Here is a 17,466-nt window from a genome sequence, read left to right as displayed (position 1 = left end):
ATCATTTTTTTGAGTTATTATTTAACACTTCAAATTAGCGAAAATAGATTGTCAATAAGTGCGGTGAGTTGTGTGGGAAAGCGTAGCCGGGTAAACGATTATGCTACCCGGCGATAAGATCAAGATTTAAAACCGGCGGCCGTCATTAGCAGGCGGAAAAACATTCCTACCACCGTTAGCGCCAGAACGCTGCCTCCCCACAGGATAACCATCCACAGTAAACGTTTCCAGATTTCGTGGCGCATCAGTGATAGCCCTCGCCGTGTTGCACTTTTCCACGGAAAACGTAATAGCTCCAGAAGGTGTAAACCAAAATGATGGGGATTATCAGCAAGGCGCCCACCAGCATGAATCCCTGGCTTTGCGCAGGTGCTGCGGCCTGCCACAGGGTAATAGACGGCGGAATAATATGCGGCCAGATACTGATACCCAATCCACTAAAGCCTAAAAAAGTCAGGCCTAAGGTCAATATAAATGGCAGCGCATGGTGGTGCTGTTGGTTAAGGGAACGCCACAACCCTGAACTGAACAGAGCGACGAACAGTGGAACCGGCATCAAAAACCACAGATTCGGCAGGGTAAACCAACGCTCAGCGATGGCGTGGTGTGCAATCGGCGTCCACAGGCTGATGATTACGATAGTCAACAGCAGAGCGATCAGTAACTTTTTCGCAATACTGCGCATTTCGTCCTGTAACGGATTTTCACTTTTCATCACCAGCCATGTCGCGCCCAGCAACGCATAAGCCACGACCAAACCCAGGCCGCAAAACAGGGTGAAAGGCGTGAGCCAGTCGAACGGTCCGCCGCTATAGGCTCGCCCGGTCACGGTAAAACCATTAATCACCGCACCCACGACGATTCCCTGAGTAAACGTCGCGAGAAATGAACCACCTGAAAAGGCTTTGTCCCAGAATGGGCGGTGTGCTGGCGTGGCCTTAAAACGGAATTCAAACGCCACGCCGCGGAAAATAAGTCCGATAAGCATCAGTGTTAGCGGAATTGTCAGCGCATCGATAATCACCGCGTAAGCCAGCGGAAAAGCGCCAAACAATCCTGCGCCGCCTAACACCAGCCAGGTTTCATTCCCGTCCCAGACTGGCGCTACGCTATTCACCATCACATCGCGATCGTCAGCGTTTTGAACGGCTGGAAACAAAATACCGATTCCCAGGTCAAAACCATCCATCACGATGTACATAAGCGTTGCGAAAACAATGATAACAAACCAGATAACTGATAAATCCATACCCATTAGCGTTCTCCCTCATGTGGCGCATCAAGAACCGCAGCCGAAAGTGGTCGTGCTGGTGTACCCGTCGCCGGAATAGCATCGTCATTTTCTTGCGGGCCTTTTCGGATCAGACGGATCATGTAACTGTATCCGACGCCAAAGACGGCGCTGTAAACCACAAAAAAGGTCAATAAGCTGATGCTCATATGCAGATCGCCATGTGCGGATACGGCATCCTGCGTGCGCTGCAGGCCATAAACCACCCACGGTTGACGTCCCACCTCAGTCGTGACCCAGCCCGCGAGAATAGCGATTAATCCGGAGGGCCCCATCCATAACGCAAAGCGCAGAAACGGACGTGAAGTATAAAGTCGCTGTTTGTGACGCAGCCACAGGGCACAAACGCCAAGAAGTATCATTAACATTCCCAGCCCCGCCATAATGCGAAACGACCAGAACACCATTGCGGAATTAGGGCGATCTTCTTTCGGGAATTCTTTTAGCGCAGGCACCTGTTTATCCAGACTATGCGTCAGAATAAGGCTACCCAGCGCGGGGATCGCCAGCCCATACCGGGTTCGTTCCTGTTCCATATCTGGCCAGCCAAAAAGAAAAAGTGGCGTTGGCTCACCGGGGAAATTTTCCCAATGACCTTCAATGGCGGCGATTTTTGCCGGTTGATGCTTGAGTGTATTTAAACCATGCATATCGCCGATCACAGCCTGCAGGGGGGCGACCAGCAATGTCATCCACAGCGCCATTGAAAACATCGCGCGGATGGCGGGAGTATGAGCGCCGCGTAAAAGGTGCCAGGCCGCGGAAGCGCCGACAAACAGGGCGCTACTGAGAAAGGCTGCCACCGTCATATGTAGCAGGCGATAAGGGAATGATGGGTTGAAAATAACGGCAAACCAATCTACCGGTACGACCTGGCCGTTGACGATTTCATAGCCTTGTGGTGTCTGCATCCAGCTATTTGACGCCAGTATCCAGAAGGTAGACATGAGCGTGCCGAGCGCAACCATACAGGTAGAGAAAAAGTGCAGTCCGGGACCGACGCGGTTCCAGCCAAATAACATCACGCCGAGGAAGCCTGCTTCAAGGAAAAAGGCGGTCAACACTTCATAGGTAAGCAGGGGACCCGTGATACTGCCGGCAAATTCAGAGAAACCGCTCCAGTTAGTACCGAACTGATAGGCCATGACCAGTCCGGAAACAACACCCATGCCAAAGTTAACGGCGAAAATTTTTGACCAGAAATGGTACAACGAGCGCCAGACCGGATTCTTTGTTTTTAACCAAAGCCCCTCAAGGACCGCCAGATAGCTGGCGAGGCCGATGGTAATGGCAGGAAAAATAATGTGGAAGGAAACCGTAAACGCAAACTGGATCCTCGCCAGATGAAATGCATCAAGACCAAACATGTCTGACTCCGCATAAAAAATTGATCCAGCGCATTCTAGGCCGCGGCACGACCGGGTTGCAGAAACAGAACCGTTCTATTTTCCCATAACAGTTTTTCTACTGTTATGGTCTTCTCCCTAATCACAATGCTTCAGCCATGGTGACAGGTAATACTGAACCGGGTAACGATAAGATGATGTCAGTGAAGGGTAAGCATAACCTTTCAGCCTGACTGGCATAATAGCAGGCGGTGGTAGTCACCTGTTAATGGGTGAGTTCATCTCTGTCTCTTCCTTGCGGATACCCTGTCAACATACAGCGTTCAGGATGTGGACATTATTTGAATGTTTATCTTGATCATCAGCCATAACTTGTAATACCGGGAGATAATTAGAACTGGAGAAAAGCGATGCCAATTACGTCAGCAAGCACCTACGCCAGAGTTTTTGCCGCCGAGTCAAAGCTTTACCATGCAGCAGGTAATTATGAAAACAAGCTGGGAACTAAACTTGCGAAAGGTATTGTGGGGGCGCTGACGCTAGGAATTGGATACGGGATTATTCGATTAATTGAACATTATCACAACGTCCTTCCTAAAATGGAAGAATATCGTGCTAATGCAGAGAATATCTATCATAGTCTCGCAAGAACGCTTGTGACAGAAGAGCAGGTTGTCAGGGTGACGCTTGCGGATAAACGAGTTTTAAAATTAGAACAGGTTGTCAATAAAGATGACAACGAGTCATACGTCCGGATATCAGAGGGTAAGCATGTAGAGGTGATTAAAGGGAATTTTAAAGATATTCTGATAAGGTTAAGCAGGGAATTTGAGAGCGCACCCGGGATATATGATGTCAGTAATAATTATAAGCCTCCAGAATTTTTCATGGAGATGTGCGCCTGTAAAATAGCTGAAGTTATCAACTATATACCTTCAAAGCAGCAATATAAGAACTTATATGGATATAATCTTGACAATATATATACAGCCCTGTTACAGGCTTCCAATAGTGGGGAATCCAGCGCGAAAGTAGCATTATGCGGAGGAGAGGAGGTTGAGTTTTTAACTTTTTTAAATCCTGACTCCGGGCAGAGTATGGTAAGGGTTATTAATGGAGAGCAGGTAATTGAACTGGAAAGCACTTTTGTCTCTCTCTGTCAGGACATGGATTTCTTAATTTATCTAAGAGATGCTGATAAAGAAGCTGAAACATTTGAAGCTTGGGTAAATAAAAATAAAAACTCGGCAGGAGCGATTCCACCACAAAGTGTCTATGATCGTGATGCAGATTGTATGGCTGATGCGGTCGCAAAACGCCTCGCAGATGCCACTCAGCGGTTCAACGCAACCTATGGGGTAAATAATCCTCCTGGAAAAACGCCGCTTATTTTTAAGGAGTGATTTGCTAATGCATGGATATTTTTGATGTAAAAATCAATTTCATCAATAAGGGGGGAATGGGTATGCCAGTCACATCAGCCGGAACGTATGCCAGAGCATTTAAAGCAGAGGACAAACTTCATTACGCTGCAGGAAATTATAAGAATACATTAGCAACAAAGTTTGCGAAAGGTATTGTGGGCGTACTGACCCTGGGAATAGGTTACGGTATTTTTCGGTTAATTGAGGAATGTCGTAATGTGCGGCCTAAAGTGGCTGAATTTTGCGCTAATGCAGAAAAAATTCATGCTGCGCTTGCCGTACATGTCGCCTTACAAAGTTTAGATGATGCGGTAGGGGTCTATCTTAGCGATGGCCGGCTTCTGACGTTACAGGAGCTTACCTCCTGGCCGAGTGGGGAGAAATATGTACAAATATCTGACGGCACATACACTGAAGAAATTGTCGGTACCTTTCAGGATATCTGTGCAAAACTGGAAAAAGAGTTTGACATGGTGCCAGCGCTTTACGACCTTAGCGGACGTTATAGAACGCTGGACTCATTTTCCGAGATGAGTATTTGCAAAATGGCGCCTGTTATTAACCATTCAGAATCTCACGTTCGGCCGAGAAGTATTTATGTCAGTAATATGAGAACTATTCATCAATTTCTTTGCCAGACCGTTGCCGAAGGGAATACAAGTGTAAGTGTTCCGTTACATGACGGGCTGGACAAAGTGGGGGAGGTCGAGTTTATAGAGGGACTAAGACAGAATAATGTACTGATTAAAAAAAGCGAAACTACCCTCATTGTTGAAGGAGGATTGCGCAATCTTTGTGAGGAGTTTGAAACGATATTTTACGCACTTGATCCAAACGATCGTTTTAAATCCCTTGATGAGTGGATTATGCAGTTAACTGACCCCAGCGAAATAGCCGATGAGATATTTTTAGCCGGCGCTATCGCTCCGGATGAAATAGTAGAGGACCATTTTAAAATTGAAGAGTCTCCTCTACTGCGTACTCGTGATTCCGAACGCTGATCGTGGTAGAGAAGGATTATGGTCTGAAAGTAACTCACAGTGCGCCATGAAACGTAAACAAGTATACTTGTCAAAGTTGATTTTGTCCCTAAAAACTGACCTGGTGGTTTCAGTGTGGTTTAGAGATAATAACAGTTGCGGAATCTCATGTTGAGAAATCACCATCAGTATATACAGATGAGTAAAGCGATAGAGTGGCTGAGTCTATTATGAATAGTGTCATGATACCACTTAAGAACATATCTGGTATTGATCAGGAATCTAACTCACAGCAGAATGCTTATTTTAGCAAAATTAAGGGATTAATAGTAAAATTCTCAGACGTGGCGAAACGTTTCGCTATTAGTTAAATCTCATTTAACACTTTGGTTTATATTATATTTCCTGATTATAAGTAACAACTCACTGCTTAGTACGCTCACATTCGAACCTTTTCTTATAATTACTATATGCATTAATTCTCGTCAGCATTATTTTTTAAAAAAGTAAACTTTTACTCAACCAATATAAATATTGTGCTACAAAAAATCATGCTGAATGTATTATTAGATTAACAAGGATGTGATGTCTTAAGCTGTGCAGGCATGGTACCAACTCCGGCAGGGGTATGAAAAATATTTTTTCGCTATAAAAAACTACAATGCTTCTGATGGTAATTATTGCTGACTGCATTAATCAGTTAGTTGATAATAATATTAAAACCTGTGAGGTATCTAATTATGAGGAAATCAGATCGCTATACGCATGGGAAAAGGCCACTTTGGTATGTGCTGGAATCGGATTTGCTAAACAACCCGTTGCGATTTTTATTGTTGTTAGTATGGCGCTTTGTGATCGGATGGTTGTTATTCCAGCTGGTTTCAATTATCGTATTAGGAACATTATTATTAGGTATTTTGCTCTTCTATCCTGCTGCTGTCGTACAAGCTATTGCAACTACCGAGAAGTTAAACCATGTCTCGATTGAGTTATGGCATACGCTTAAATTATGTACATGGCATTATGGTGTCATCGCTGGTTTTGTTTTTATGCTGGGATGTACGCTAAATAAAGGCTTAAAACAGGCCTACCAGTTGACCAGAAGATATGGGTCATAATGGTCTGACGTATCGACATACAGGTACATTGTCCATAGGGTAAGTGGGGAGTAGTGACGTTTTCACTGGTCTGTTAATATTATGCAAGAAAAGCATCGATGTTTCATCCCATGAACGCTGACACGATTTTTCGTTATTGCATAATAGAAAAATAGTTATTTTAACCATCTGTTTAAACACAATCCATTACTCTCATCAAAATGCTATAAAGCAATACATAGCCACCGCTATGATAACTACGAGGTGAATATATGGTAAAACGCGTACTTCCCTTTTTCCTGTTCAGTCTGTTGTCACGTCAGACGATGGCAACTGAAGTTCATATTGATTCCCGTCGGCCAAAAGATTTTGTTGATATAACCACCGTTGCTCCCGATGTACAGGTAGATATTCGATACTTTACTTCCCATAATTTTATTGGTCGCCCGATTAAAGGTTATAACGCCCCTGTTTGCCTGTTAACACGCTCAGCCGCAAACGCGGTGAAACAGGTCGCCGATCGTTTGCATCCCTTCGGCCTTACCTTAAAAATATATGACTGTTACCGTCCGCAAACGGCAGTGAACGATTTTCTCGCCTGGGCCAAAGATCCCTCTCAAGAGCAAATGAAAAACGAATTTTACCCGCAGGTAGAGAAAAGCCGCCTGTTTGAAGAGGGCTATCTTGCCGCCCACTCCAGCCACAGCCGGGGAAGTACGCTTGACCTTACCATCGTTCCGCTCGGCAGTGAGATACCAACTTACGAACCAGGGCAACCACTGATGGATTGTGCTGCGCCAGCGGAACAACGTTCACCAGATAATAGCCTGGATTTTGGTACCGGTTTTGACTGTTTTAGCCCATTATCCCATCCCGATAATACTATGATCACCCCTCAGCAACGCGCGAATCGGTTGTTATTACAAACTTTGATGCGTGAGGCAGGCTTTATGCCACTGGACACCGAATGGTGGCATTTCACCCTTGCTAATGAACCATACCCGGAGACCTGGTTTGACTTTCCCGTGGAATAACGTCTCTGAAACGACGTCATGTTGTGATATCGGCTCATGATGTCGATTAAAAAATACTATAACAGTTAGCAAAATGTTGTTAATTTTGTTAACTGATATACACTGCGGTTGCCACCTGCAAGCAGCGATCGATGAGAATGCGTAATGAAAAAATATCAACGTCTGGCGGAGCAAATACGTGAACAAATCGCCTCTGGCGTTTGGCAACCCGGCGATCGGTTACCCTCCCTGAGAGAACAAGTTGCCAGTAGCGGTATGAGTTTTATGACTGTTGGCCATGCGTATCAGTTGCTGGAAAGTCAGGGGCGGATCATTGCCCGTCCACAATCTGGCTATTACGTTGCGCCGCATCCTGTTCGTCGGTCAACAGCAACCACAGCACAAGTAGTCCGGGATGAAGCCGTCGACATCAATACCTATATTTTTGAGATGCTCCAGGCCAGCCGCGACCCGTCAGTCGTCCCCTTTGCTTCCGCTTTTCCCGATCCGCGTCTGTTTCCCTTGCCGCAATTGAACCGTTCTCTGGCGCAGGTCAGTAAAACCGCTACGGCAATGAGCGTGATTGAAAATTTACCGCCGGGTAATGCAGAGTTGCGCTACGCGATAGCGCGCCGTTATGCACAGCAGGGAATTACAGTTTCTCCTGATGAGATCGTAATTACCGCTGGCGCGCTGGAGGCATTGAATCTCAGCCTACAGGCGGTGACGGAGCCAGGAGACTGGGTCGTGGTGGAGAATCCCTGTTTTTATGGTGCGCTACAGGCCCTGGAGCGGCTACGCCTGAAAGCGCTGTCGATACCTACAGATGTCAAAGAGGGCATCGATCTCATCGCGCTGGAACAGGCATTACAAGAATATCCGGTGAAGGCATGTTGGGTAATGACCAACAGCCAGAACCCGTTAGGCTTTACGCTGAGTCCGGAGAAAAAAGCGCGGCTGGTTGCGTTACTTACGCATTATAACGTGACGCTAATTGAAGATGATGTCTATAGCGAACTTTACTTTGGCCGTGAAAAACCACTCCCCGCCAAAGCATGGGATCGTGACGACAGGGTGCTGCACTGTTCATCTTTTTCAAAATGTCTGGTGCCTGGTTTTCGAATTGGCTGGGTTGCGGCAGGCAAACATGCCAGACAAATTCAGCGTTTACAACTGATGAGCACATTATCCACCAGTTCCCCTATGCAACTGGCGTTAGTAGATTATCTCTCGACGCGCCGCTATGACGCGCATCTGCGTCGGTTGAGAAGACAGCTTGCTGAGCGCAAACAGCAGGCCTGGCAAACCCTTCTGCGCTATCTCCCGGCGGAAGTAAAAATTCATCATAACGATAGCGGTTATTTTCTTTGGCTGGAGTTACCTGATCCGCTGGATGCCGGCGAACTTAGCGCCAAAGCGCTTGAACACCATATCAGTATCGCGCCGGGGAAAATGTTTTCAACGTCTGGCACCTGGACGCGTTTCTTTCGCTTTAACACCGCGTGGCACTGGGGAGAGCGGGAAGAGCAGGCCGTAAAACAGCTTGGTCGCCTGATTCGCGAGATGTTGCAATAAAAATCTTACCGTAGCAGGTGTAATGCGGGTTAGCTCACAACCTGACTAAATTTCCCCACCGCACCGGGTGCGCCGTTGGTGTGCCGTCTATTTTTAGGAAAGCGGCGGCCTTTTCGCCGGAAAAATGATTAACGACGATATGGGTAAATGCTATGCAACATCAATTACTGATTAATGGCGTGTTGGTGGACGGCGAGGGAGAAAAGCAGTCCGTTTATAACCCGGCAACCGGCGAAATCATCCTTGAGATTGCGGAGGCGTCGCCCGCACAGGTTGATGCCGCTGTGCTGGCTGCAAATAACGCGTTTACCGAATGGGGGCAAACGTCCCCCAAAGTACGCGCGGAATGTCTGTTAAAACTGGCGCAAAGTATCGAGCAAAACGCCCAGGCGTTCGCCAGACTGGAGTCTCAAAACTGCGGCAAACCCTTGCACTGCGTAGTCAATGATGAAATTCCTGCAATTGTCGATGTCTTTCGTTTTTTTGCGGGTGCCGCACGTTGTTTGAATGGACTGGCGGCAGGCGAATATCTGGAAGGACATACATCAATGATCCGCCGGGATCCTGTTGGTGTAGTGGCTTCTATCGCGCCGTGGAACTATCCACTCATGATGGCGGCATGGAAACTGGCGCCCGCACTGGCGGCAGGCAACTGCGTAGTGATTAAGCCTTCCGAAATTACGCCGCTAACGGCGCTTAAACTCGCCGCGCTGGCGAAGGATATTTTCCCTCCAGGGGTACTCAATGTCCTGTTCGGACGGGGGCAAACTGTTGGCGATGTATTAACCGGACATGAAAAAGTACGCATGGTCTCTTTAACTGGCTCTATCGCTACCGGAGAGCATATTCTGCGTCATACCGCGCCAGCGATAAAACGCACGCATATGGAACTCGGCGGTAAAGCGCCAGTTATTGTATTTGAGGATGCCGATCTGGATGCCGTCGCCCAGGGCGTCCGGACATTCGGTTTCTATAATGCCGGGCAGGATTGTACTGCGGCGTGCCGTATTTATGCGCAACGCGGTATCTACGACGCGTTAGTCGAAAAACTGGGGGCGGCGGTAAGCAGCCTGAAAATGGGCGCGCCGGAGGATGAATCAACAGAGTTGGGGCCGCTAAGTTCGCTGGCGCATCTTGCGCGAGTCACAACGGCAGTGGAAGAGGCGAAGGCGCTCAGCCATATACGCGTGATTACCGGCGGAAATAAAGTGGAAGGTAACGGTTACTATTTCGCCCCAACGTTACTGGCTGGCGCGAAACAGGAAGACGCTATCGTACAGCGTGAGGTCTTTGGCCCGGTGGTCAGTATCACTGTCTTTGATGATGAAGAACAAGTTCTGGCGTGGGCCAACGATTCTCGCTATGGTCTGGCTTCTTCCGTCTGGACTCAAAACGTTGGACGGGCGCACCGGTTTAGCGCCAGATTGCAGTATGGCTGTACCTGGATTAACACCCATTTTATGTTAGTTAGCGAGATGCCGCATGGCGGGCAGAAACAGTCAGGATACGGTAAGGATATGTCACTGTATGGTCTGGAAGACTACACCATTGTCCGCCATATCATGGTCAAGCATTAAGGACCATTTACTGTTCAGAAAAATCGTGGAAAAATAAGCGGGTGTCGGCGGAGAGGGATACCTCTCCGTCAACATGCGCAGCAAGTACTCAAGGTTGAATACATCAAGCAAACCAGCCGAATCTCAGTGAGATCAGCCCCAAAAGTCCTGCAGCAGCAAAGACATTAATCAGCACTACGGTTTTACTGGAAACATTCATTTTTGCCACCTTTCATCATAACCCCTATGGGTATAGTACGGGTTGGTAAGATCCGCAATAATACTTAAACACGTCATTCTGTGAGCGGGGCTGTAGATTAAGAACGTTTTGCTGTTCATGCGGATAAACCTTGATGTGTGTCAAAAAAAAGAGCATATTGCGCGCGTTTTTTCCTCTGGCTGGCGCGGATGCCTGAAATGTCCCTCTATCAAAAGATGTTAGTTTTTTATGCCGTCATGGCAGTAATAGCATTTATCATCACCTGGTTTTTGACTCATGATAAAAAACGGATTCGCTTTCTGAGCGCTTTTTTGGTGGGTGCCACCTGGCCGATGAGCTTCCCTGTGGCATTGCTGTTTTCGCTTTTCTGACATAGCCAGCCCGATAAATGTTACCGGGCATGGGTTTTGTGCCAAATCAGTCTATCAGGGCAATCAACTGTTCTCTGTCCACATCTGTGACGTCCTGCGGATGGCGGTATCCCGTGTTGTCATTTGCCAGGGTATATAGCGCAACCAGCCAGTCGTAGACATAACGGCTGGCGGCGTGAACGGGCTGTTCATCCAGCTTTGTTAATCGCTGCATCGTTGAGTGTGGCGTGGCGGCGAAAATAGCTGTGCCTTTCTGAATGCGGCTGGACGGGCGGTGTACTTCTTTGACACTGGCGTAGCCAAGCCAGGCGATGAAGTTACCGATTAGCGCATGAAGTTGCGCGCCGCTCACGTTCTCACATTGCATAATTTTTTGTAGCTGTTGGGGTAAACCGAGGCGATAGCTGGCGGTAATTAAAATATCCACCACGGCGTTAAGCAACGGTGATTCCAGCCCCAGGCGCTGTGCATTATCCTCGCATCGGGCCCACTGTCGCAGATAATTGATCCACATTTTGTGTGCCTGATAACCCGTGTTGCGACCTTCTGACGCGGTGGGGCGCGCCGGTTCATCGGTAAAGAGATCGATAATGTCATTAAATAAACCACTGACCTGTTCTTCTCGCGGCTGTTGGGTGCATAGCAGCGCTTCAAAACACTGGGCTGGCGGTAGCAGTCCGGCCAGCAGGTCGCCATGTCTGGCAGCCTGGGCCTGAAGACGACGGATTACGGTTTCAACCGGTAGTGGCTCATCATTAAGCCCAGGTAATAGAGTGCGCACATGGCGTCGCAGTTGTTCGCGTAACGCCTGTAAACGCGCCTGTCGTTGTGGCGCCGATGTCGCCTGCGATAGCCACTCCACCAGACGCTGCATACTGTGTTTATCCAGCGCCTGCAATGTTCCCCAATGCACGCCAGGTTTGCCCATCAACTGCTGAACGGCTTCGTCCAGATTCTGCCGGGTGGCAAAACGGGAATCCTGTGGGGTAATTGCCCAGACAAGGCCGGGTAGCGCCGATTCACGTTGCGGCTGGGTGGCGTTAACCCACTTCAGCAAGTGACGGGCGGCGGTGGATGTTTGTGAGCGTGACGCCAGAGCATTACAGATCACCAGAACATCCGGCTGCATCTGTTGGCGGTAATGGGCCAACATCCAGCCTAATTTCGCCCGCCATAACGGATGAGGATGATCATCTGGCGCAGCCGGAATATCCAGTAGATCAACGTTATCCAGCGCGCTGTTTTCCACCGTCAGCACCAGCTCGCAGGTGAGTAACGCCAGCGAATCGAGTGAAAGACTAACCGCATTGAGCAGGCGCCCCTGCTTAACAGGATGTACCACTACATCGCTTTGTGTATTGCTGACGCTCAGTGCCGTTTGCACCAGGAAGTTTTCCGTTGGTAAACCAAAATGATCAACCAGCAGGCTGAGCGGCGCTGCCAGTTCCTGTGCATGACCGGTTTGTTGCAATGTATGCGCCAGCGCCAGCCATTGCTGTGTAATTTCCGGCTGTTCTCCCCACAGTAATGACCAGGCGTGCGCCCGTGTCGTGAGATCCAACGCAGGTAAGAGAGAGGCAAAGCGTTGCCATGTCGCATCATCAATATGCTGTCTGGCGAAAGGGAGACAGGAACGCCAGAAACGAGCTATGACCGCCACCTCTTCAGCGGTAACGCCAGGGACGGGCTGCGGTTGTCGGAGCGATTGCCATTTTTCCAGGCGCGACAGAATAATGGAGTTTTCAACCTGGCGATAATCGGGGGAAGAACAGGTTCGGGCGATAAAGACCTGTACCAGTTCTGCTTCAGTGAGTAAGCGCAGGCGTAACGGCCAGTCGCTGTCATCTGAACAGACGTTGCGCGTAAAGCGAATGGCCATATTCGCGGGTGCATGACCGGGGTTGAGATGGTTAAAATAATCATAATGACGGTCTGGTGTAATAATTTCCAGCTTGCCATGCTCATTACCGCATAGCGTCGTTAACAGATGTGCTTTTGCAGATTGGGAATGCCCATACAGACCGACGCAGCCATGCGATGTACAGGCGGCATTGAGCGCCGACTGATCCGCCGCGGCAAGAGTAAGCTGTGTCAGCAACGCATCAGCTTCGTCATCCAGCCGCGTTGCGTAACGACGCGTGTGATTAACCCACTCGATAACCGCCTGGGTAGTGTTTAATGGCGTTGTCATTTCAGATATACACTCCCGCTATCTATCCAGTAGTGGCTACCGCTATGGCGACGGTCAGCCAGCGTATTCAATTTTAACGTCAACGCATCGGCGGCGATCGGCGTCCCGTCCTGGAGCCAGGCATCACGTAATATAAAAGATTCCGGAGCGCTATCTTTACTACTGCTGCGTAATTTCAGTCGGACATTCAGTACGCCGTCGCCAGCGATGGTTTTTGCCAGTTCGGCGGAATTAATGCTCAGGGTGTAGAGCGGGGTGGCTGGCCAGCGGCTGTTGGCCAACTGACGAAAGCCCAACGTCACGTTGCCCCGCAGTGGAAAATGCAGGCGAGCGTCCAGAGTTGCGCCGGGTTTATCCAGATCAATCTCGTGATACCAGATATTTTCATCGCGAAGCGTATTGACAGTATTATCCAGTACGCCGAGATAACGCACAGTCGAGTATGCGCCGATATCAGCTGCTTTAAAGTTAAAGCGTGGTAAACGTAAATCCAGCGCCAGGCTGCATAGCATCGCGCCTACCGCGGCAGTGGATTTGGGGTTACCGATACGCCCTTGTTGATTAAAGGGATACCACTCATGTACCCGATATTTATCCATCCAGACAATGCGACTAACGGGTACCGGCTGTAAGTGTCGAATCAGCGCCTGCACGCCGGGTAAACAGGCAGGCCTTCCCGTTACCAGCAAGATATCGCAGTGGTAATGGGAAATGGCCTCGCAGACCGCGTGGAGCGGCGTCGTCAACGTAAACTGTCCGGCCAGCAGTGCCTCCTGAAGCTGGCTAAACTGAATTTGCAGTGGCACATTGAGCACGTCAAAGGCGGGCGATCCTGATGGTAAGGCATGATCGATCGCCTGCTGAATATAATTCATCACGTTACACGTTGGACGACTGGACAGCAGGTCGCCAAACGTTGCATGTAAACCGGCAAACGGATCGTTAATGTCGCTTTGTTCCCAGGCGGAAAGTACTGCATGGCCCAGCGGCATAAATAATTGCAGCGCCGTTTGCTGGCGTAAAATCGCCTGGGTATCCATGCGTCCTGAATCGCCAAATAAAGTGGCCAGCAGGGCGGCGGCATCGGTAACGCCTGCCTGTTGCAGCGCCGTTTGCAGGGAAGTAAGCACGCAACGCTGAATGATATCCAATAGCAGATCATCCCCGGCGACTTTAAAACCCTCGCGGAACAGCAGGTGAGGCGTAATTTTAACATTAGCTCCCACACCATCATCCAACTGATAGTGAACGATGGCCATATCCGTTGTGCCGCCGCCAATATCAATCGATGCCACGCGCAGATCGCGTCTGGGGCCAACGCCGGGTTCAGACTGGCGATCCGGCCTGGCCTGCGCGTTGAAAAAGGCTTCGGTACGTCCGGCATAATGCGAAACGGCTTCGTTATAAAGCCATACCAGTTGGCCACAACTGGCTTCGTCCCACTCCATCTGTATTTCCGGTACCGGAACCACGCTTTTTTCGCGTTGCTTAGGCGTGGTAAAATCTTCGTCCTGCGGGTGCCAGCCCATGGCTTTCCAGACCAGCGCCAACGCTTCAAACATTCGCTGGCGGAAAATTTCTCGCTCCTGTTTCGGCATGGCGGAAGGTAGCGTTAAAATCAACGTTCTAAGCTGGCGTGGCGAAGCGGGAAAGCCGAGTCGCAGCCGGGTGGCGACGCTGTTAATTTGCCCCAGCGCCTGGGCCAGAATTTCGCACAGCATATGCGTCATCACGGTGCTGCGGCTGTATTGCGGTGAAAAAACCGGCAATCTCTCCTCATGCGGCAGGCTGAATAACGGCTGCCCGTCGTCATTCATAAGATTCATCAACGGAAACGCGGTAGCAAGCGGTTCGCGCTGCGTTTTACCGTTCATCTGGCTAAAGCGCCAGTCCTGCAAGGCGGGCGTTTCATCCCATAAGTAACGGCGCGGACTGGAGATACCACTACTGCCTTCGGTTCCCAGACGCTGCATAGCAAGCAAGCGAGCCTCGTCGCCCACACGTACAATGGAAGGCCAGACAAAGGCGTCGTCCCGTCCGCTTTCAACAGAAAAGTGTTGTTTACCAAAACGCGCCTCGGAGAATTCCACCCGGCTGGTAAATAAAGGATCGTTCAGATACTGCGGTTTGCTTAAAGAACGCACCTGAAGCTCTGCCGTCTGGCGTAATCCGTCATTCGCATTGCCATGATCCTCGATCAGCACGCCGCAGGTATGCGTGTTGCCGACATCCAGAATCAAATCGACCGGGATCGCAGGCGTGCTTAAGGTATGTGTCACAAACTTCACTTCCGGCACCGTAAGCTGTTCGCCTAGCAGTGTCAGGAGATTCAGCCAGTGCGCCTGATACTCAAAACTACGCAGCGCTTGTTGAATGGCCTGCTCCGGGCGGTTTTCCACCTGGGTGGCATACTGAAGAAACACCTCGCGCAGCCAGCCGTCAATCCATGTCTGATCCAGAAAATCGGCAACTTCATCATCACGCCAGGCAAGCGCAAAACGTGTGCCGTTAAGCAAATCGTTTTCACAAGGCGCTAATGCCGGTGGCCTGTTTTTTGCCAGCTGACTGTCGAAGGCGAGGGTGATTCGGTGCGTGTTTCCGGCGCTATCGGTTTTTTTGAGTTTACGTACCTGAATGCGTGCCCAGTTATCAGGCCCTTCGATAAAGGTACGCGGCGGATTAAAGCGCAGGAACGGCAGGGGAAGCCAGATCCCGTCCAGCACATCTAACGAATAATGCAGCGCCTGGGTACTTTCCGGTTTCACGACTTCAGACTGTCCGCCTGCGCGTCCGGGCAACGTGTAGCGCCCGCTGGTCAAATCAAAATTGAGGCGCAGTAGCGGACCATTTGCTGTTTTGCGCACAAAGCGCCCGTAGTGGGCAGATTCTTGCGGTGTTAAGCCAAAATCAAGGAACTGGACGCCGCTGTTCGCAATGAGCGTGACGCTCTGTTTGTAATCACACAGATTGACCAACATAAAATCAGGCACCTATCTTTTTAAACGTCAACGGAATCTCCGCGTGGTCGTCATAACGGGCAGTACAGGTTGCAACGTCATTTGCGCCCGCTTCACAGGTAATTTCCGGCATCGGATAACGTGAACCATCGGTGCAACGCGCATTACCGCGACTTTTTATCATCAGTTCACCCGTTTGATGCAGGCCAGAGAAAATCTCCGCCCGGCAAATCACGTTATCGCCATGTACTACGCGCGCGGTACCTTTATTATTTTGAATCTGATAGCGTAGAGAGGGCGGCTTGCCAGTAATCGGATCTTTGACATCCAGGCTGACTCGCCAGTTACCATTTAAAAATCGCGTAGTGCCAAGTTTCATCTGCGTACCATCCATTACCAGCGTATCTTTTGGGATCGCGGCAATAACAACAGACGCTTCCGGCTGTGGCGCTGCTTTGACGGCGGGCGTCACATCAGCGCGATGCAATGGTAAATGCGCCATCAACTCCGGCAACGGGTTAACCCTGGTTTTCGCGATAGCGACAGGTGCGGCGCGAACAGGAGAGGGATCTTCAGCGGAGGAGTGAGGCCAGAAAAAAGGCGTGACGGCAACGGCAATAACCACCGCAGCAACAGGTAAGCTCCACCGCGGCAGACGTCGTGCCGGTTTCCACTGGTCAACAGGGAGGGCAGCGGAGGAGGGTTCCGGCTCGCTGACAATCATCGACGGCGCAGCAGGTTCTGGCGTTTTTAGCGGTTCGATAACCGCGGTCAGCAAGGGCTCATCCGCCTGGTTGAATGTCGCCTCCACAAGCGGTTCCTCTTCGGGTTCCTGCTTCTGTTCCGGTTCCACCAGAGAGATTTCGGGTATCGCCTCGGTTATCCGCAGGCAGTCCAGGACGTCCTCGCGTGTGTTTTCGTTCAGATTAACGAATCCCCAGAAGGTAATAATCGGTTTTCCGTTCACCAGAAACACATGATTTTCGCCGGGAAATTGCGTTGCTTTTTCAAGCAGCGAACCAAATAGCTGTAACGGTGTTTTGCCGGATTGCAGGCTTTTCCGGCTCAGTGCGGCCGCGTTTTCAAATGTACTGGCTAAGTAACGTAATGCCCGAAAACGCGTCTCTTCATCAGCCGCTTTCCACGCTATCGCCTGGCCTTCAATCGGCGAATACCAGTCGACCCGCTCGCCATTATCGTTAAGCTGCGGTATGGCCAGACAATCGGCCATCGCCTGCTGTTTACGCAGACGAAGCGTTTCGCGAATTTGCAATGCTGATTCAAATACGGCCTGCCCGCCGCCGCCCACGGCCTGATAATCATCCAGATTGCCGCTGCGCAAGAGAGTTTTTGCCACGTTGTTATCCCTTAGACTTCTTCACGCATCTACTTTACGGCGTCTGTACGCAAGCAAACGGCGGAAGAAAGCTAAAAAGGCGCGAATT

14 protein-coding genes are annotated in these 17,466 nt (G+C 49.8%); 7 read left to right on the top strand and 7 right to left on the bottom strand.

Features of this window, described 5'->3' with window-relative positions; all coding sequences use genetic code 11:
• Positions 1–119: 119 nt before the first annotated feature.
• The 3 genes from SBG_RS21595 to SBG_RS07395 are packed head-to-tail and all read right to left on the bottom strand — an operon-like array spanning position 120 to position 2,658.
• Complete coding sequence (locus SBG_RS21595) at positions 120–245, bottom strand: DUF2474 domain-containing protein (RefSeq protein WP_001215519.1); 126 nt, start codon at positions 243–245, stop codon at positions 120–122.
• On the bottom strand, positions 245–1,255 hold the full coding sequence (gene cydB / locus SBG_RS07400; protein ID WP_000525093.1) for a cytochrome d ubiquinol oxidase subunit II: 1,011 nt from the start codon (positions 1,253–1,255) through the stop codon (positions 245–247). Before cydB ends, SBG_RS21595 begins: the two co-directional genes overlap by 1 nt.
• On the bottom strand, positions 1,255–2,658 hold the full coding sequence (locus SBG_RS07395; protein WP_000467294.1) for a cytochrome ubiquinol oxidase subunit I: 1,404 nt from the start codon (positions 2,656–2,658) through the stop codon (positions 1,255–1,257). Before SBG_RS07395 ends, cydB begins: the two co-directional genes overlap by 1 nt.
• 389 nt (positions 2,659–3,047) lie before the next feature.
• Between SBG_RS07395 and SBG_RS21090 the strand changes: the two genes are divergently transcribed.
• The 6 genes from SBG_RS21090 (at position 3,048) to patD (ending at position 10,303) form a co-directional block, all read left to right on the top strand.
• Positions 3,048–4,040, top strand: coding sequence for a hypothetical protein (locus SBG_RS21090; RefSeq protein ID WP_001123165.1), 993 nt, complete (start codon positions 3,048–3,050; stop codon positions 4,038–4,040).
• A gap of 11 nt (positions 4,041–4,051) precedes the next feature.
• Entirely contained in the window at positions 4,052–5,062 is a 1,011-nt protein-coding gene (locus SBG_RS21085) for a hypothetical protein (protein ID WP_000350751.1), read from the top strand.
• 719 nt (positions 5,063–5,781) lie between these two features.
• Entirely contained in the window at positions 5,782–6,159 is a 378-nt protein-coding gene (gene ugtL, locus SBG_RS07380) for a regulatory protein UgtL (RefSeq protein ID WP_001231955.1), read from the top strand.
• Positions 6,160–6,410: 251 nt separating this feature from the next.
• Positions 6,411–7,172 (top strand): M15 family metallopeptidase, encoded by a 762-nt coding sequence (locus SBG_RS07375; RefSeq protein ID WP_000240869.1) that lies wholly within the window; start codon positions 6,411–6,413, stop codon positions 7,170–7,172.
• A gap of 144 nt (positions 7,173–7,316) precedes the next feature.
• Complete coding sequence (gene ycdR, locus SBG_RS07370; RefSeq protein WP_000760702.1) at positions 7,317–8,726, top strand: GntR family transcriptional regulator YdcR; 1,410 nt, start codon at positions 7,317–7,319, stop codon at positions 8,724–8,726.
• Positions 8,727–8,878: 152 nt separating this feature from the next.
• Positions 8,879–10,303, top strand: a complete 1,425-nt coding sequence (gene patD / locus SBG_RS07365) for an aminobutyraldehyde dehydrogenase (RefSeq protein ID WP_001164657.1) — start codon at positions 8,879–8,881, stop codon at positions 10,301–10,303.
• 103 nt (positions 10,304–10,406) lie between these two features.
• Here the strand turns inward: patD and yncL are convergent, their stop codons facing one another.
• Positions 10,407–10,502, bottom strand: a complete 96-nt coding sequence (gene yncL, locus SBG_RS21590) for a stress response membrane protein YncL (protein ID WP_001103198.1) — start codon at positions 10,500–10,502, stop codon at positions 10,407–10,409.
• A gap of 197 nt (positions 10,503–10,699) precedes the next feature.
• On the opposite strand from yncL, the gene SBG_RS07360 reads away from it, so the two are divergent.
• Positions 10,700–10,873, top strand: coding sequence for a GhoT/OrtT family toxin (locus SBG_RS07360; RefSeq protein ID WP_038391480.1), 174 nt, complete (start codon positions 10,700–10,702; stop codon positions 10,871–10,873).
• Positions 10,874–10,919: 46 nt separating this feature from the next.
• On the opposite strand, the gene srfC is transcribed toward SBG_RS07360, so the two are convergent.
• From srfC to srfA, 3 genes are read right to left on the bottom strand one after another with little or no spacing between them, the layout of a single operon-like run.
• Positions 10,920–13,064, bottom strand: coding sequence for a virulence-associated effector SrfC (gene srfC, locus SBG_RS07355; RefSeq protein WP_000211078.1), 2,145 nt, complete (start codon positions 13,062–13,064; stop codon positions 10,920–10,922).
• On the bottom strand, positions 13,061–16,042 hold the full coding sequence (locus SBG_RS07350) for a virulence factor SrfB (protein ID WP_015702877.1): 2,982 nt from the start codon (positions 16,040–16,042) through the stop codon (positions 13,061–13,063). Before SBG_RS07350 ends, srfC begins: the two co-directional genes overlap by 4 nt.
• 4 nt (positions 16,043–16,046) lie before the next feature.
• A complete protein-coding gene (gene srfA / locus SBG_RS07345; protein ID WP_001140600.1) occupies positions 16,047–17,378 on the bottom strand; it encodes a virulence-associated effector SrfA in 1,332 nt (443 codons plus the stop codon).
• Between the last annotated feature and the right edge of the window lie 88 nt (positions 17,379–17,466).

The sequence above is a fragment of the Salmonella bongori NCTC 12419 genome, assembly GCF_000252995.1.
Classification (GTDB): Bacteria; Pseudomonadota; Gammaproteobacteria; order Enterobacterales; family Enterobacteriaceae; genus Salmonella; species Salmonella bongori.
Note: the sequence above shows the minus strand (reverse complement) of the source record. Positions and strands in the feature narration are given on the sequence as shown.

Excerpts from the sequence above, each read along its gene's own strand:
- SBG_RS21595 (WP_001215519.1), bottom strand. The coding sequence starts at position 245 with ATGCGCCACGAAATCTGGAAACGTTTACTGTGGATGGTTATCCTGTGG.
- cydB (WP_000525093.1), bottom strand. The coding sequence starts at position 1,255 with ATGGGTATGGATTTATCAGTTATCTGGTTTGTTATCATTGTTTTCGCA.
- SBG_RS07395 (WP_000467294.1), bottom strand. The coding sequence starts at position 2,658 with ATGTTTGGTCTTGATGCATTTCATCTGGCGAGGATCCAGTTTGCGTTT.
- SBG_RS21090 (WP_001123165.1), top strand. The coding sequence starts at position 3,048 with ATGCCAATTACGTCAGCAAGCACCTACGCCAGAGTTTTTGCCGCCGAG.
- SBG_RS21085 (WP_000350751.1), top strand. The coding sequence starts at position 4,052 with ATGGATATTTTTGATGTAAAAATCAATTTCATCAATAAGGGGGGAATG.
- ugtL (WP_001231955.1), top strand. The coding sequence starts at position 5,782 with ATGAGGAAATCAGATCGCTATACGCATGGGAAAAGGCCACTTTGGTAT.
- SBG_RS07375 (WP_000240869.1), top strand. The coding sequence starts at position 6,411 with ATGGTAAAACGCGTACTTCCCTTTTTCCTGTTCAGTCTGTTGTCACGT.
- ycdR (WP_000760702.1), top strand. The coding sequence starts at position 7,317 with ATGAAAAAATATCAACGTCTGGCGGAGCAAATACGTGAACAAATCGCC.
- patD (WP_001164657.1), top strand. The coding sequence starts at position 8,879 with ATGCAACATCAATTACTGATTAATGGCGTGTTGGTGGACGGCGAGGGA.
- yncL (WP_001103198.1), bottom strand. The coding sequence starts at position 10,502 with ATGAATGTTTCCAGTAAAACCGTAGTGCTGATTAATGTCTTTGCTGCT.
- SBG_RS07360 (WP_038391480.1), top strand. The coding sequence starts at position 10,700 with ATGTCCCTCTATCAAAAGATGTTAGTTTTTTATGCCGTCATGGCAGTA.
- srfC (WP_000211078.1), bottom strand. The coding sequence starts at position 13,064 with ATGACAACGCCATTAAACACTACCCAGGCGGTTATCGAGTGGGTTAAT.
- SBG_RS07350 (WP_015702877.1), bottom strand. The coding sequence starts at position 16,042 with ATGTTGGTCAATCTGTGTGATTACAAACAGAGCGTCACGCTCATTGCG.